This window comes from Enterobacter cloacae complex sp. 2021EL-01169 (genome assembly GCF_020733125.1).
Lineage (GTDB): Bacteria > Pseudomonadota > Gammaproteobacteria > Enterobacterales > Enterobacteriaceae > Enterobacter > Enterobacter roggenkampii.
In genome coordinates this window covers 187,785-203,279 of record NZ_JAJFTC010000006.1, presented here as the reverse complement: position 1 = coordinate 203,279, position 15,495 = coordinate 187,785, and the positions used below count along the sequence as shown (strand labels likewise).

Below are 15,495 nucleotides of genomic sequence, written 5' to 3'. Positions count from 1 at the left end.
TGACGGGTATAAATACAGGAACGCGAAATGACTAATACCGGTTTTATTATTGGTGCGTACCCCTGCGCACCCTCGTTTCACCAGAAAGGGGAACAAGAAGAACAAACCTTCTGGCGGGAACTTTCCGACACGCCGAATATTCGCGGGCTGGAACAGCCTTGCCTTGAAAATCTTCACCCCCTTGGTGACGAATGGCTGTTCCGCCATACCCCGGGGGACTGGCAAATCGTGGTCACGGCAGTTATGGAAACCATGCGGCGCCGCGGCATCAACAGCGCGTTTGGCCTGGCCTCGGCTGACGACGCGCAGCGTAAAGCGTGCGTGGACTTTTACCGACATTTGCACAAAAAAATTAACGCCGTGAATACCCGCTTCCCGGGGAAAGTGATTGCTCTTGAGATGCAGGCGGCCCCGCAGGCGGGCAATGCCTCGGTCGAACAAGCCACCGACGCGTTTTCCCGCTCCGTCCGTGAAATAACAAGCTGGGACTGGGGCTGCGACCTGGTGCTGGAACATTGCGATGCCATGACCGGCGCCGCACCACGTAAAGGCTTCCTGCCCCTGGAGCAGGTGCTGGAGGTGGTGAAAGACACGGATATCAGCATCTGCATCAACTGGGCGCGGTCGGCCATCGAAGGCCGTAACACCACCCTTCCCCTTGACCACGTTCAGGCCGCGCTTGATGCCGGGAAACTGGGTGCGCTGATGTTTTCAGGCACCACCCCCGGCGGGGAGTACGGTGAATGGCAGGATCTGCATGCGCCCTTTTCCTCATTCTGCGCCGACAGTCTGATGTCCACTGAACGTGCAAAAGCACTCTTTACTGCGGCGAGCGCCGCAACGTTGAAATTCTCCGGTATTAAATTACTGGAAATAAATGCTAATGCTGATGTCAGCCATCGCATCGCCATTTTGCGCGACGGTATCAGCGCAATGAATAAAGCAACGCAATAACAATAAGAAAAGTTTATTCCGGTTACCTACTGAGAGATTAACTATGAATATTTCTACTCATGCTCTACATGCGGACATTCCGCGCCAGCGCTGGCTAAGAATCATTCCTCCTATTCTTATCGCCTGTATTATTTCATATATGGACCGCGTGAATATCGCGTTTGCAATGCCGGGAGGGATGGACGAAGAATTAGGTATTACCGCCACCATGGCAGGCCTCGCGGGCGGCATATTTTTTATCGGCTATCTGTTCCTGCAGGTACCCGGCGGCAAGATTGCGGTACACGGTAGCGGCAAGAAATTTATCGGCTGGTCACTGGTCGCCTGGGCGGTGATCTCGGTGCTCACGGGTCTCGTGACGAATCAGTACCAGCTGCTGGTGCTGCGCTTCTTACTCGGCGTGGCGGAAGGCGGGATGCTACCCGTTGTGCTCACCATGATCAGCAACTGGTTCCCGGATGCCGAACGCGGTCGCGCCAACGCAATTGTGATCATGTTCGTACCCATCGCCGGGATAATTACCGCCCCGCTGTCGGGATGGATTATTACCGCACTTGACTGGCGCTGGCTGTTCATCATTGAAGGTCTGATGTCCGTCGTTGTGCTGGTGCTGTGGGCGTTCACCGTGTACGACCGTCCGCAGGAAGCCCGCTGGATCTCAGCGGCCGAGAAAAACTATCTGGTACAAACGCTGGCGGCTGAACAGCAGGCCATCGCCGGAAAAGAGGTGAAAAATGCCTCGCTCAGCGCGGTGCTGTCTGACAAAACCATGTGGCAGCTGATCGCCCTGAATTTCTTCTATCAGACCGGGATTTACGGTTACACCCTCTGGCTGCCGACCATTCTGAAGGAGCTGACGCACACCAGCATTGGTCAGGTGGGGATGCTCGCCATCCTGCCCTACATCGGCGCCATTGCGGGCATGTTCCTGTTCTCCTCGCTTTCTGACCGCACCGGCAAGCGCAAGCTGTTTGTCTCCCTGCCGTTGATTGGCTTCGCGCTCTGCATGTTCCTCTCCGTTGCCCTGAAAGCAAACATCTGGCTGGCCTATGCCGCACTGGTGGGCTGTGGTTTCTTCCTGCAATCCGCCGCGGGGGTGTTCTGGACGATACCGGCAAGACTGTTTAGCGCCGAAATGGCAGGTGGCGCGCGCGGCGTGATCAACGCCCTGGGTAACCTCGGTGGCTTCTGCGGCCCGTATGCCGTTGGCGTGCTGATCACCCTTTACAGCAAAGATGCTGGCGTCTACTGCCTGGCCGTTTCACTCGCGCTGGCGTCGCTGCTGGCCCTGCTGTTGCCGGCGAAATGCGATGCCGGGGCAGAGCCCAATCCCACGGTAAATCCCCATAAGCGTGCGGCCTGATGCCCTCACCACAGCCCTCTCCCACGGGGAGAGGGAGAAAACCGAACTGTAAGCCGGGTAAGCGAAGCGCCACCCGGCAATTAAGCGAGATGAAGATGAGTGAAAAAGAGCCCTTCTGGCTGGGTATCGATTGTGGCGGTACTTATCTAAAAGCCGGTTTATACACCCGCCAGGGCAAAGAAGTTTGTATCGAACGCCGCTCCGTTGCCACGCTCAGCCCGCGAGCGGGCTACGCCGAACGGGATATGCATCAGCTCTGGCAGCACTGCCACGCCACCATCGCCGCGTTGCTCAAGAATGCAGGCGTAAACGGCAACCAGATCAATGGGGTCGGCATTTCTGCGCAGGGTAAGGGGCTGTTTCTGCTCGATAAACAAGACCAACCGTTGGGCAACGCCATCCTCTCCTCCGATCGCCGGGCACTGGAGATTGTGCAGCGCTGGCAGCAGGACGGCATTCCCGAAAAACTCTACCCGCATACGCGCCAGACGCTGTGGACCGGGCATCCGGCCTCGCTTCTGCGCTGGGTCAAAGAGAACGAGCCGCAGCGGTATCAGCAAATTGGCTGCGTGATGATGGCGCACGACTATCTGCGCTGGTGCCTGACCGGCGTGAAGGGCGGTGAAGAGAGCAACATCTCCGAGTCCAATCTCTACAACATGAATACCGGGCAGTATGACCCGCAGCTTACGCGCTGGCTCGGGATCAGCGAGATTGACGGCGCCCTACCGCCGATTGTCGGTTCAGCAGAAATCTGCGGGGAAATCACCGCTCAGGCAGCCGCCCTGACCGGTCTCGCGGCGGGCACGCCCGTCGTGGGGGGACTGTTTGATGTGGTTTCCACCGCGCTCTGCGCCGGACTGCAGGACGAGCACACGCTGAACGCCGTGATGGGCACCTGGGCCGTCACCAGCGGGATCGCCAGTGCGCTTCGCAGCAACGAACCCTTCCCCTACGTTTATGGCCGCTACGTGCATCCGCAGCAGTACATCGTTCACGAAGCCAGCCCGACCTCGTCCGGCAACCTTGAGTGGCTCACCGCGCAGTGGGGCGACATGTCGTTCAGCGAGATCAACCACGCCGTCGCCAGCCTGCCGAAAGCCGAAAGCGATGTGTATTTCCTGCCGTTCCTCTATGGCAGCAACGCCGGGCTGGAGATGACCAGCGGTTTCTACGGAATGCAGGCGCTACACACACGCGCGCACCTGCTGCAGGCGGTTTATGAGGGCGTGGTGTTCTGCCACATGACCCACCTCAACCGCATGCTCGAGCGCTTTACCCACGTGCATGCCCTGCGCGTGACGGGTGGCCCAACCCATTCGGAGGTATGGATGCAAATGCTCGCGGACGTCAGCGGGCTGGCGATTGAACTGCCGCAATTGGAAGAGACCGGCTGTTCCGGCGCGGCGCTGGCCGCCCTGGTCGGCACCGGCGTGTATCCCGATTTCCATGCGGCGCAATGCGCCCTCCGACACGACATTCGTGTCATTGAGCCTGACATGCGCGCCCATGCGGCCTACCAGCGCAAATATCACCGCTACCAGTTACTGATTTCAGCACTACAGGGTTATCACGCCCGAGTTAAGGAGAACAACCTATGAGCCGACCATTACTGCAGCTGGCGCTCGACCATACCTCTCTTCAGGCCGCGCAGCGTGATGTCGCGTTGCTTGCCGATCACGTTGATATCGTCGAAGCGGGCACCATTTTGTGCCTGACCGAAGGGCTAAACGCCGTGCGCGCCCTGCGCGAGCAGTGCCCGGATAAAATCATCGTTGCGGACTGGAAAGTGGCCGATGCCGGAGAAACCCTGGCAGAGCAGGCATTTGGCGCGGGTGCAAACTGGATGACCATCATCTGCGCCGCCCCGCTGGCCACCGTTGAACGCGGCCACGAGGTGGCCCTGCGCCGCGGGGGAGAAATCCAGATGGAGCTCTTTGGTCACTGGACGCTGGACGATGCTCGCGCATGGCATCGCATCGGCGTGAAGCAGGCCATTTATCACCGCGGACGTGACGCACAGGCGAGCGGCCAGCAGTGGGGTGAGGAGGATCTCGCAAAAATGAAAGCGCTCTCCGATATCGGTTTGCAGCTTTCTATTACCGGCGGTATCACCCCCGCCGACCTGCCGCTGTTTAAGCAAATCAACGTCAAAGCCTTTATTGCCGGACGCGCGCTGGCAGGCGCCGCCAATCCGCCGCAGGTGGCACAGGCATTCCATTCGCACATTCGCGACATCTGGGGAGCGTAACCATGCGTCAGCATCCGTTAGGTATTTACGAAAAAGCGCTGCCAAAAGATCTCTCCTGGCCCGAGCGGCTGGTACTGGCGAAAAGCTGCGGGTTCGATTTTGTCGAGATGTCTGTCGATGAAACCGATGAGCGATTATCACGCCTCGACTGGAGCACCACGCAGCGCGCCTCTCTGGTGGAAGCGATGCTGGAAACCGGCGTGGCGATCCCCTCTATGTGCTTGTCTGCACACCGTCGCTTCCCGTTTGGCAGCCGCGATGAAACCGTGCGCGAACGCGCCCGTGAGATCATGAGCAAAGCCATCAGGCTGGCGCGTGATTTAGGCATTCGCACCATCCAGCTTGCCGGGTATGACGTCTATTACGAAGCGCATGACGAGGGGACGCAACAGCGCTTTGCCGACGGGCTGGCGTGGGCCGTGGATCAGGCCGCCGCCGCACAGGTGATGCTGGCGGTGGAAATCATGGACACCGCGTTTATGAACTCCATCAGCAAATGGAAAAAGTGGGACGACATGCTCGCCTCACCGTGGTTCAGCGTTTATCCGGACGTTGGCAACCTGAGCGCGTGGGGTAACGACGTCACCGCCGAGCTGACGCTGGGCATTGACCGCATTGCGGCTATTCACCTGAAAGATACCCAACCCGTCACCGCACAAAGCCCAGGACAGTTCCGCGACGTGCCGTTTGGCGAGGGCTGCGTCGATTTCGTTGGCGTGTTTAACACGCTGCATCAACTGAACTATCGCGGCGCATTTCTGATTGAAATGTGGACCGAAAAAGCAAAAGAGCCGGTGCTGGAGATTATCCAGGCGCGCCGCTGGATTGAAGCCCGTATGCAGGAAGGAGGCATGACATGCTAGACGAACTTAAAGCCGAGGTACTGGCAGCAAACCTGGCGTTGCCCGCCCACCAGCTGGTGACCTTTACCTGGGGCAACGTCAGCGCGGTTGACCGCGAAAGCGGCATGATGATCATTAAACCGTCCGGTGTGGAATACGACGTGATGACGGCGGAGGATATGGTGGTGGTGGATATCGCCACGGGTCAGGTCGTCGAGGGTAATAAAAAACCCTCTTCAGACACGCCTACCCATCTTGCGCTGTATCGTCGTTACCCGGAGATTGGCGGCATCGTGCATACCCATTCGCGACACGCCACTATCTGGTCCCAGGCGGGGCTGGATTTACCGGCCTGGGGTACCACGCACGCGGACTATTTCTACGGAACCATCCCCTGCACGCGCCTGATGACCACGGCAGAGATTGCAGGGGAATACGAATACCAGACGGGTGAAGTGATCATCAAAACTTTCGAGGAGCGCGATCTCAGCCCGATGCAGATCCCGGCGGTGCTGGTCCACTCCCACGGCCCGTTCGCCTGGGGTAAAGACGCGGCCGATGCGGTCCACAATGCCGTTGTGCTGGAAGAGTGCGCGTACATGGGCCTGTTCTCACGCCAGCTCGCACCGCAGCTACCGGTTATGCAGCAGGAGCTGCTCGACAAGCATTATCTGCGTAAGCACGGGGCGAATGCCTACTACGGGCAGTGATCGAGCATTGAGATGGGCTTTAAGGAACAGCACTGCAGGCAAGATCGTAGGCCGGGTAAGGCAACGCCGCCACCCGGCTTTACCGCATCAGAAACGCCAGGTCAGGCCGGTCATCAGCGCGAAGCTGTCGTCGCGGTCGATCATCGGGCTATTCTTCACGTCGTCAGGCAACACGGTGTAGACCGCGCTGGCGTTAAGATACAGCTTCTGGGTTAACTGATATTTAGCCGCCAGACCAACGTATGGCGTCCAGCTGTCGCCGGCGGTGTATTGATCCAGTCCGGAGCGGCGAGACTCGCTACCGGATACGCCGTAGTAGTAGTCGTTATAGCTTTCGTCGCTGTAGAACACACCTACGGAAGGCGTCAGGGTCAGGCGCTCCATTTTGATCGGACGGAAGTACGATACTTCGCCGATCACGCCGCCGCTTTCATCCGTGGCATCACCAGAGACCGCCACTTTCAGCGACCCCCAGCTTTCGTGGCGGTAGTACGCCCCACCGAGGAAGGCGGATGCTTTACGCTCATCCAGCTGCTTCATCTGATGATCGTCGTTATCGTCAGGGTCGAAATGCAGCGGCATCCACGTTGCGGTCAGGCTCAATTCATTTTTTGCATCTTTCCACAGGATCCATCCGCCCGTGGTCTGACGAACGTAGAAACGATCGCCTTCGTAGCTAATCAGCGGTACTGCGGTCGTATTTTCGTTATAGCCTTTGTAAGGAGACTCATTAAATACAGCCCCCGCACCAAGTGAAAATTCACCGGCCATGGCAGACGTTGATGCAAATAACGTGGCAGCGATCAGTAAATTGTATTTAATAGTCATTCCATGTAATCCATATATATGCCAAACAAGCGAGGCGCATAATAATGGTTACAAAATTGCCAATGCAACGCTGCGGTTTATATAATATTATATATAAAATCATATAGATGGGTGTGCATAATGAGTACATTACAGCTAAAACCACGCGAATTAAAAATTATCTCCGTCATTGCAGCCACCCACAGCATTGGTGATGCCGCCGCCCTGCTGGGTATGGCGCAGGCCAACGTCAGTAAATATCTGTCTGATTTTGAAACGCGGGTTGGGCTCAAGGTTTTTGAGCGCACCACGCGGCAGCTGGCCCTGACCCAGTTTGGTGAAGCGTTACTCCCCTACGTGAATGCCACGCTGGATAAGAACAGCCAGCTTGTTAATTTCATTGCTGATTATAAGCATGAAAAGCGCGGAAAAGTGACGATCTATGCCCCAACAGGTATCGTGACCTACCTCGCGCGACACGTGATCCATCAGATAGAAGACATCGGCGACATCCGCATCTCCCTGAAAACCTACAATCTGGACCGGAATGAATTTTCAGAAGGCGTTACCTTTCCAGATGACTGCGACATTTTAATTACCTATGCTCAGCCGAAAGACGAAAGCCTGGTGGCCAGCGTTTTGACACAATATTCCGTTACGGCCTTCGCAACCGTAGAATATTTAAATAAACATCCCTTAACCGGACCTGAAGATTTAATTAATCACTCCTGTATTCTCATTGACTCCATGCTGGTCGATGAAGCCAACATCTGGCGTTTCCGCGTGCACGGCAGCGATGACGTGCATGACTACCGGGTGACCGGTAATTATATTTGCGACAATACGCAGACGGCCCTGGAGCTGGCAAGAAATAATCTTGGGATTGTTTTTGCGCCAAAAGAGAGCCTGAAAAAAGAATTAACGAAAGGCATGCTCGTCCCCTGCTTCCCGCATCAGGAAGAGTGGTGGCTCGACCTGACGGCCATCTTCCGCAAACGCGAATACCAGCCCTGGCGCGTGCAATACGTTCTGGATGGCGTACTGAACTGCCTGCGCCAGCAAATTGCTCAGGCCGCCCACGGACGGCCTGAGCTGGGCGACTAGAACAGCCCCAGTGGCTTATCGGAATAGCTGACCAGCAGACATTTGGTCTGTTGGTAATGCTCCAGCATCATCTTGTGGGTTTCACGCCCGATGCCCGACTGCTTATAACCGCCAAATGCCGCGTGTGCCGGATAGGCGTGATAGCAGTTGGTCCAGACGCGCCCGGCCTGAATGCCGCGGCCCATTTTATAGGCCAGATTACCGTTGCGGCTCCAGACGCCTGCCCCCAGGCCATACGGCGTGTCGTTGGCAATCGCCAGCGCCTCCTCCATCGTTTTAAAGGTGGTCACGGCCAGCACCGGTCCGAAGATTTCCTCCTGGAAAACGCGCATGGTGTTCTGCCCGAACAGGATCGTCGGCTCAAGGTAATACCCGTCCTGCAGATCCCCTCCGAGCACCTTACGGCGTCCGCCGGTGAGAATATCCGCCCCCTCCTTCTTGCCGATGTCGATGTAGTTGAGGATCGTTTCCAGCTGTCCATGCGAGACCTGTGCCCCCATCTGGGTGACATTATCGAGCGGGTTACCGCTGCGGATAGACTCGACGCGGCGAATGGCCCGCTCCATAAAGCGCTCGTAGATGGATTCCTGCACCAGCGCGCGGCTTGGGCAGGTGCAGACTTCGCCCTGGTTAAACGCAAACAGCGCAAACCCTTCCAGGGCTTTATCGAAGAAGGCATCCTCTTCCTCCATCACGTCCTCGAAGAAGATGTTCGGGGATTTCCCGCCCAGCTCGAGGGTCACCGGAATGATGTTTTGCGTGGCGTACTGCATGATCTGCTGGCCCACCTCCGTCGACCCGGTAAACGCCACTTTGGCAATCCGTTTTGAGGTGGCCAGATATTCCCCTATCTCACCGCCCGCACCGTTGACCACGTTAATCACGCCCGGCGGCAGCAGATCGCCAACGATTTCCATCAGCAGCAGGACCGAGAGCGGGGTCAGACGCGCCGGTTTGAGCACAATACAGTTTCCGGCCGCGAGCGCGGGCGCCATTTTCCAGCTCGCCATCAGCAGCGGGAAGTTCCACGGAATAATTTGGCCTACTACCCCCAGCGGTTCGTGGAAGTGATACGCCACGGTGTCGTTGTCAACTTCGCTGATCCCGCCCTCCTGCGCGCGAATACAGGAGGCAAAATAGCGGAAGTGGTCGATAGCCAGCGGCACGTCAGCCGCCATCGTTTCCCGGATCGGCTTGCCGTTATCCCAGGTTTCCGCCGTCGCCAGCAGCTCCAGATTTTGCTCCATCCGGTCGGCGATTTTGAACAGGATCGCCGCCCGGTCCTGCACGGAGGTGTGAGCCCATTTCTCTTTCGCTATGTGCGCCGCATCCAGCGCCAGGTCGATATCACGCTTACCGGAGCTGGCAATCTCGCACAGCGGCTGGCCGGTAACCGGGGTCAGGTTGGAATAGTATTCGCCGTCGACGGGCGCGACCCAGTCGCCGCCAATAAAGTTGTCATAACGGGGCTTCAGCTTGAGGGGAAAACCATACTCGCCGGGCTGGATACGCGATGAGGGAGGATTGTTTGTCATGTCCGTCTCCTTGCTGTTGGTGTACAACAAGGGTAGTTCCGGGTGGCGATTTTCTCGCCAACCGGTAACGGTGTTTACGACGGAGGTCACGGAGTTTCAGGAAATAATAACGAATCGCGCAACAGATGATCGTTACCGCGACGGCGGGTAAAGCCGATGCGGTTGAAATACTCCAGGATCTGGATCGCCAGCTTACGGCCCACGTTCAGCCGATCGCGGAAATCCGCTGCGCAGGTCGAGCCGCGCGCCTGATCCAGCTCGCGGATCAGGTTGGCAAACGCCACAATGCGATCGTTACGGTAGTAACGATCTTTCACGATCGCGACTATCAGCCCCTGCTGCGCCGCATGGCGCAACACCTGCCGCATCAGCTGCTCTTCGGTATTCGTTTCGCGGGCCAGATCCCGAACCCACCACGGCTCATCGCCAAACAGCGGGGCTACTTTTTGCCATATCGCCTCCTGATCTGCGGTGAACCCGGCCTTGTGATCCGGCAGGTGCAGCCAGCCGTGGTGGCTTTTAATCACCCCGCTTTCGCGCATGTTTTCGATCAGCAGCAGCACCAGCGCATCGTCTTCCATCGGCAGCGCCATGCGTCGCAGACGCTCACGGCCCGGGCCTGGCTCGTCCTGATGCTGTTCGTGGTAAGTCGCAAGCGTGTTCAGTATCTTACGCTGCCATTGCGCAGCAACCGGGGCATTGAGCAGGCTGTCTCCGGCCTGTATAAAGCCCGGCTCCTGGGTCAGCTGGCGTAAGCCTTCCCCGCTCAGCTGGCGTGCCCATGCAAAATCACGCAGACTCACCGCCCCGCGATCGAGGTGCACCCGCAGCGCGGCGTTATCCTCTCTGGCCTGCGCCAGCGCGGCCAGCCACTGCAGATATTCCGGCTTACGCTTGCCGCGTCGGGGTGGGTTCAGCGCCACCACGCGCGCCCCCGCCAGCGTTTCCCTTGCAGAAATGTCACGCAGTACCAGACGATCGTTGTCTGCCAGCCAGAGCGGCGAATCGAATACCAGCTCGGCAAGGTCGTTTTCCAGCAGCGACACGCGCCCGGTGATATGGCTGGCCGCGTGGTGAATATGCAGCGGCTGCCATTGGGTCAACGGCATGTGTGTCTGCAGGGAGACAATCACGCGTTCAGACGGTTCCGGTGGAGCATCGGCCAGCAGCCAGTCTCCGCGGTTCAGCTGCTCTTTTTCCGCATCCCCGGCAATGTTCAGCGCGATACGTTGTCCGGCGTGGGCACGGTCAGCGGGTTGGTTTTGTGCGTGCAGTCCGCGCACGCGCATCGGTTTATTCACGCCCGTCAGCCAGAGGGTATCTCCCACGCTGACTTCACCGCTCAGCGCGGTGCCGGTTACGACCAGCCCCGCACCTTTTACGGTAAAGGCCCGGTCGATCGCCAGACGAAAGCGGTGATGGCTGGCGTGAGCGCGTGATGAAAGGTGCTGCAAATGGTGGCGAAGTTCGTCGATACCACGCCCTTCTGTCGCCACGGTGACAAAAAGCGATGCGTCGGCAAAGCCATACTCCCGCAGTGTCGCCTGGACCGTTTCGCGCACCTCGCTGACGCGCGCGTCATCCACGCGATCGGCTTTGGTCAGCGCCACGGTCAGCTGCGGGTTGCCGGTCAACTGCAGGATCGCCAGGTGCTCGCGGGTTTGCGCCATCACGCCGTCATCGCAGGCCACCACCAGCAGGGCATGATCGATGCCGCCCACGCCCGCCAGCATGTTAGACAGAAACTTTTCATGCCCCGGCACATCAATAAAGCCCAGCACGCGGCCATCAGGCTGGGGCCAGTAGGCATAGCCCAGATCGATGGTCATGCCGCGCTTTTTCTCTTCCGGCAGGCGGTCGGCGTTTACGCCGGTAATCGCCTGCAGTAACGTGGTTTTTCCGTGGTCAACGTGACCGGCGGTGGCAATAATCATTTCAACAACATCTCCAGAAATCGCTCTTCATCTTCAAGGCAGCGCAGATCCAGCCACATTCGGCCGTCGTAAATCCGCCCGAGAACCGGCGTCGGCAGGCCACGCCAGCGTGACGACAGGGCGTCAAGATGGCTACCGCGCCCGTCACGCGGCGTGAACGTCAGCGCCTCACTCGGCAGCCTGTCCACCGGCAGCGAACCGCTGCCAATCTGCGACTGGCAGGGCTCAATGCGAACGTCAAAATCGGGGTAGTGAGGAGCGACGCGCGGCAGCAGTAATTCGGCCTGGGCGCGAATCGAGGCGGCATCCCGGCTTAACAGGCGCAGCGTGGGCAGGCGCTCAGCCAGTTTTTCCGGATGGAGATAGAGCCGCAGCGTCGCCTCCAGCGCGGCAAGCGTCATTTTATCGGCGCGCAGGGCGCGCTTGAGCGGATGCTGCTGCAGCTGCGCAATCAGCTCGCGCTTGCCGACGATAATCCCGGCCTGCGGCCCGCCCAGCAGTTTGTCGCCGGAAAAGCTGACCAGGCTAACGCCCGCCGCAATCATCTCTTGCGGCATCGGCTCTTTTGGCAGCCCGTACAGGCTCAGATCCACCAGCGAGCCGCTGCCGAGATCGGCAATCACCGGTATATTCAATTCGCGCCCAATCGCCGCCAGCTCCGCCTCTTCAACCGTTTTGGTGAAGCCTTCAATATGGTAATTGCTGGTGTGAACCTTCATCAGCAGGGCGGTATTTTCATTCACCGCCGCGCGATAGTCTTTCGCATGGGTACGGTTTGTCGTGCCCACTTCATGCAACGTGCAGCCTGCCTGGCGCATCACGTCCGGAATACGAAACGCCCCGCCAATCTCCACCAGCTCGCCGCGGGACACCACCACCTCTTTGCCGCTGGCGGTGGCCGCCAGCATCAGCAGCACCGCTGCGGCGTTATTATTCACAATGCAGGCATCTTCCGCGCCGGTCAGCTGGCACAGCAGCTCCGCCAGCGCGCGGTCGCGGTGCCCGCGTCCGGCGCCGTCCAGATCGTACTCCAGCGTTACGGGCGCTTGCATGGCCTGCACGACTGCGGCAACGGCCTCTTCCGCCTGCTGCGCGCGCCCCAGATTGGTATGCAGCACGGTTCCGGTCAGGTTTATCACCGGGCGTAATGCGCTTTGCGCCTTCTCATCCAGCCGCTGTTCAACTTCCTGCTCCCACGCGCTACACCAGGCGGGCAAGGCGTTTTCTGCCTGAATCGCGCATCGGGCTTCGTCCTGAAGCAGGCGTAACATTTCCACCGTCGCGGTATGGCCGAAACGCTCAACAACAGCATGAATGCGGGGTTCGCGAAGAAGACGGTCGGTAGCGGGGATCTGGCTGTACAGCGAATGATGAGTAGTCATGAAAGCGCCTGGCGAGTAAATATCTTCCCCCCTCCCGACGGGAGAGGGAGTTAACATGTGGGGGGATTGTACCGCCTCCGACGGCGAAGTGTTATAACCCGCGTCAAGCCTTTGGTGGTTCGGTACGGGCAAAGCTCTCGCGGCTAAACAGCGTGTCTGCAAGCTTCACCAGCAGCGGACGGTCGACGCACCAGCCCGGGGAGACGTGGCGGAAGTTGAGATAACCAATCGCGCAGGCGATGGCGATGGTCCCCAGGTTCAGGCTGTCGGTGTCGATCTTTCCCTCCCGGATAAGCTGTTCACACCTGTCCAGGCTGCGGCTGATTTTTTCCCGCTGGCGTAACAGTTCCGTTTCCGACTGCTGGGCAGCGGGCCTTGCCTGTTCCCGTACGGAGGTTAATGCCGCATCCATAATACCGTCGGCCAGGGCTTCGACCTGCTTCACCGCCAGCGCCGCTTTTGGGTCAGCAGGCAGCATAGCCGGGGCAACGCCCAGCAGCTCAATGTACTCGGCAATAATTGGGGAATCGAACCAGTACTCGCCCTCGTCCGTGACCAGCGCCGGGACTTTTCCCAGCGGGTTGTACTGCGCAACGCCGTTTTCTGCGTTGTAAGGCTGTTCATTCACGAATTCAAATTCAATCCCCTTCTCCAGCAGGAGAATCGAGATTTTTCGCACGAAGGGACTGGTGTAGCTGCCGATGAGTTTCATTGCCTGATCCTTAATGCCGGAAAAAAGTCAGTATGGATCAAGCGATGAAAAAAGGGCAGGTCTGCATGTCGCATTCCTGCCCTGAAGGATTAGTGATCGAGGTAGAGGTAGTGCATCCAGCTGGTCATACGCAGCAGTACTTTACGCATGACCGAGACGTGAGCGAAGTGGTCCGAATAGACCGCCACCTGGGCATAGATACCGTCCGGCAGGGCATCGACTTCAGCGTCAGGGCTCAGCTCGATGATGGCCTGAACGCCATCCGTGCCCGGCACCACCGTCAGAGACTGGAGCGCACCCTGCGCCTGATAGGTTCCCCCCGGCACCACCGGCAGAATTGCGGTGAGCTTCCCGGAGAATACCTGGCCCGGCAGGGCGTTAAACACCACTTCCGCTTCATCGCCCGGTTTCAGACGCAGCAGCGAGTTCTGGCGGAACTGGGCCACAATCTGACGCTTCTGTTCAGGAATGAAGACCATCACCGGACGCAGAGGCAGCGCGGCGGCATAGGTCCCCGGACGGATCAGCACCTGGGTGATGTAACCATCGCTCGGCGCACGCACTACGGTCTGGTCCAGGTTATATTTGGCTTCGGCAAGCTGGGCACGTAACGAAGCAATCTGTGACTGCTCGCCGTTCACCATGCTGTCTAACTGGCTTTGAATCTGCACCTGCTCAGCCACGGAGCCTTTCACCATGGCATCCTGTGCCAGATAGTTTTGCCGCGCGTTGTCGATATCGCTTTCAGAGAAAGGATTCACCTTCGCCTGGCTGCCTTTCAGGTAGCGCTGATAATCTTTATAGAGGCGATCGCGCTCAGCGGAGACGCGTGTGGTATTGGCAACCGCTTCCGACAGCTGCGCTTTCAGGTTATCGATATTGTGCGTCGCGGTTACCAGGTCAGCCTGGAGTCTGTCGACGCGCGCCTGGTAGCGGCCAGGATCCAGTTTAAATAACACTTCGCCTTTTTTAATAAGCTGGTTATTTTTATCCGTGACTTCACTGACCACACCGGTCACCTGCGGCGTGATTGGAATAGAAATAACCGCTTTCTGCGCCGTAAAGGTATACGGATGGTTATAGTTCATTAACAGAATAAGACCGGCAACAATAAATACGCCGCCTAATGTTGCGGTGGCAAGCGTCCACTGGTTGACCGGAATTCGAAATATTTTAAAAATGGCCCAGGCAAATGCCACGTAGGTCAAAATAATCAACAGATCCATGATTAGCGCTCCAGCGTGTTCTTATCAGCAGTGGGCTGTACTGCAGCCAGCTTTTGTTCGAGTTCCGCCACGCGTTTGGCCAGCGCATCCATGCCCGGAACTTCATCAGGCTTTGTGATGTGGTTTTGCATGCCCCAGCCGCGATCTTCGCGGTACAGCGTGGCCCAAATCCACAGGAATGGCCAGATGGCATGGAGTGTAAACAGGCTAATCCAGCCTGCCGTATGAATGGCATCGGCATGCGGATGGTTACGCTTTTTGGCCATATTATAAGGAATATCATGGATGGCGATGATTCCGTAAAAGAGAACCAGAAATACAAAAATCAATACGCCCAGCGCAAAATAGTTGAGAAACATATTCTCCTCACTTAAACAACGTCAACTCATTAAATTAATAAAACGGTACGCAACCTAATTAATTTTTTTATAAACACGGGGATGTGCTTACTATTTCCGAGCCGGGGAGTATGAGTTTTTATAATATCTCCATGCAAGTTTATAAGCGTGTCAAAATATATCCTGAATAATAATAGACTTAACCTTACAATATGAGCGTAATCCACCTTTTAACTTTTCGCCATACCACACATCAAAAGTGGTTTTTTAGCTTATCGTGTCGTGCCATATCATCCTGGCGCTGAAACGCGAAGCAGAGTTTGCCGCCGATCACAGC

At 57.6% G+C, this 15,495-nt stretch carries 14 protein-coding genes; 7 read left to right on the top strand and 7 right to left on the bottom strand.

What is annotated here, in order from left to right; genetic code table 11:
- The first annotated feature begins 27 nt into the window (after positions 1-27).
- The 6 genes from LLF79_RS16520 (at position 28) to araD (ending at position 6,120) form a co-directional block, all read left to right on the top strand.
- The gene (locus tag LLF79_RS16520; RefSeq protein WP_227879897.1) at positions 28-954 is read left to right on the top strand and encodes a DUF4862 family protein; all 927 of its coding nucleotides are present in this window, start codon (positions 28-30) and stop codon (positions 952-954) included.
- Positions 955-997: 43 nt separating this feature from the next.
- Positions 998-2,317, top strand: coding sequence for an MFS transporter (locus tag LLF79_RS16515; RefSeq protein WP_021242448.1), 1,320 nt, complete (start codon positions 998-1,000; stop codon positions 2,315-2,317).
- Between the two features lie 95 nt (positions 2,318-2,412).
- A complete protein-coding gene (locus LLF79_RS16510; RefSeq protein WP_095428922.1) occupies positions 2,413-3,918 on the top strand; it encodes an FGGY-family carbohydrate kinase in 1,506 nt (501 codons plus the stop codon).
- Positions 3,915-4,568, top strand: a complete 654-nt coding sequence (gene ulaD / locus LLF79_RS16505; RefSeq protein WP_032654530.1) for a 3-keto-L-gulonate-6-phosphate decarboxylase UlaD — start codon at positions 3,915-3,917, stop codon at positions 4,566-4,568. Before LLF79_RS16510 ends, ulaD begins: the two co-directional genes overlap by 4 nt.
- A 2-nt stretch (positions 4,569-4,570) precedes the next feature.
- Positions 4,571-5,431 carry an L-ribulose-5-phosphate 3-epimerase gene (locus tag LLF79_RS16500; RefSeq protein WP_021242445.1) on the top strand — a complete coding sequence of 287 codons (861 nt, stop codon included), beginning with the start codon at positions 4,571-4,573 and terminating at the stop codon, positions 5,429-5,431.
- Positions 5,425-6,120 carry an L-ribulose-5-phosphate 4-epimerase gene (gene araD / locus LLF79_RS16495; RefSeq protein WP_023345219.1) on the top strand — a complete coding sequence of 232 codons (696 nt, stop codon included), beginning with the start codon at positions 5,425-5,427 and terminating at the stop codon, positions 6,118-6,120. The genes LLF79_RS16500 and araD overlap by 7 nt, the downstream gene beginning before the upstream one ends.
- Positions 6,121-6,207: 87 nt before the next feature.
- On the opposite strand, the gene LLF79_RS16490 is transcribed toward araD, so the two are convergent.
- The gene (locus LLF79_RS16490; protein ID WP_021242443.1) at positions 6,208-6,948 is read right to left on the bottom strand and encodes a MipA/OmpV family protein; all 741 of its coding nucleotides are present in this window, start codon (positions 6,946-6,948) and stop codon (positions 6,208-6,210) included.
- A gap of 120 nt (positions 6,949-7,068) precedes the next feature.
- Here LLF79_RS16490 and LLF79_RS16485 point away from each other — a divergent pair, with 120 nt between their 5' ends.
- Entirely contained in the window at positions 7,069-8,031 is a 963-nt protein-coding gene (locus LLF79_RS16485; protein WP_008502735.1) for a LysR family transcriptional regulator, read from the top strand.
- Here LLF79_RS16485 and aldB read toward each other — a convergent pair.
- The 6 genes from aldB to LLF79_RS16455 form a co-directional block, all read right to left on the bottom strand.
- Positions 8,028-9,566 carry an aldehyde dehydrogenase AldB gene (gene aldB / locus LLF79_RS16480; protein WP_227879895.1) on the bottom strand — a complete coding sequence of 513 codons (1,539 nt, stop codon included), beginning with the start codon at positions 9,564-9,566 and terminating at the stop codon, positions 8,028-8,030. The genes LLF79_RS16485 and aldB overlap by 4 nt on opposite strands.
- Before the next feature lie 86 nt (positions 9,567-9,652).
- Positions 9,653-11,500 carry a selenocysteine-specific translation elongation factor gene (gene selB, locus LLF79_RS16475; protein ID WP_206805023.1) on the bottom strand — a complete coding sequence of 616 codons (1,848 nt, stop codon included), beginning with the start codon at positions 11,498-11,500 and terminating at the stop codon, positions 9,653-9,655.
- Positions 11,497-12,882 (bottom strand): L-seryl-tRNA(Sec) selenium transferase, encoded by a 1,386-nt coding sequence (gene selA, locus LLF79_RS16470; RefSeq protein WP_227879893.1) that lies wholly within the window; start codon positions 12,880-12,882, stop codon positions 11,497-11,499. Before selA ends, selB begins: the two co-directional genes overlap by 4 nt.
- A gap of 103 nt (positions 12,883-12,985) precedes the next feature.
- Complete coding sequence (locus LLF79_RS16465) at positions 12,986-13,594, bottom strand: glutathione S-transferase (RefSeq protein ID WP_008502731.1); 609 nt, start codon at positions 13,592-13,594, stop codon at positions 12,986-12,988.
- 89 nt (positions 13,595-13,683) lie between these two features.
- Entirely contained in the window at positions 13,684-14,820 is a 1,137-nt protein-coding gene (locus LLF79_RS16460) for an HlyD family secretion protein (protein WP_023345215.1), read from the bottom strand.
- A gap of 2 nt (positions 14,821-14,822) precedes the next feature.
- Complete coding sequence (locus LLF79_RS16455) at positions 14,823-15,179, bottom strand: DUF3302 domain-containing protein (RefSeq protein ID WP_008502729.1); 357 nt, start codon at positions 15,177-15,179, stop codon at positions 14,823-14,825.
- Positions 15,180-15,495: the final 316 nt, after the last annotated feature.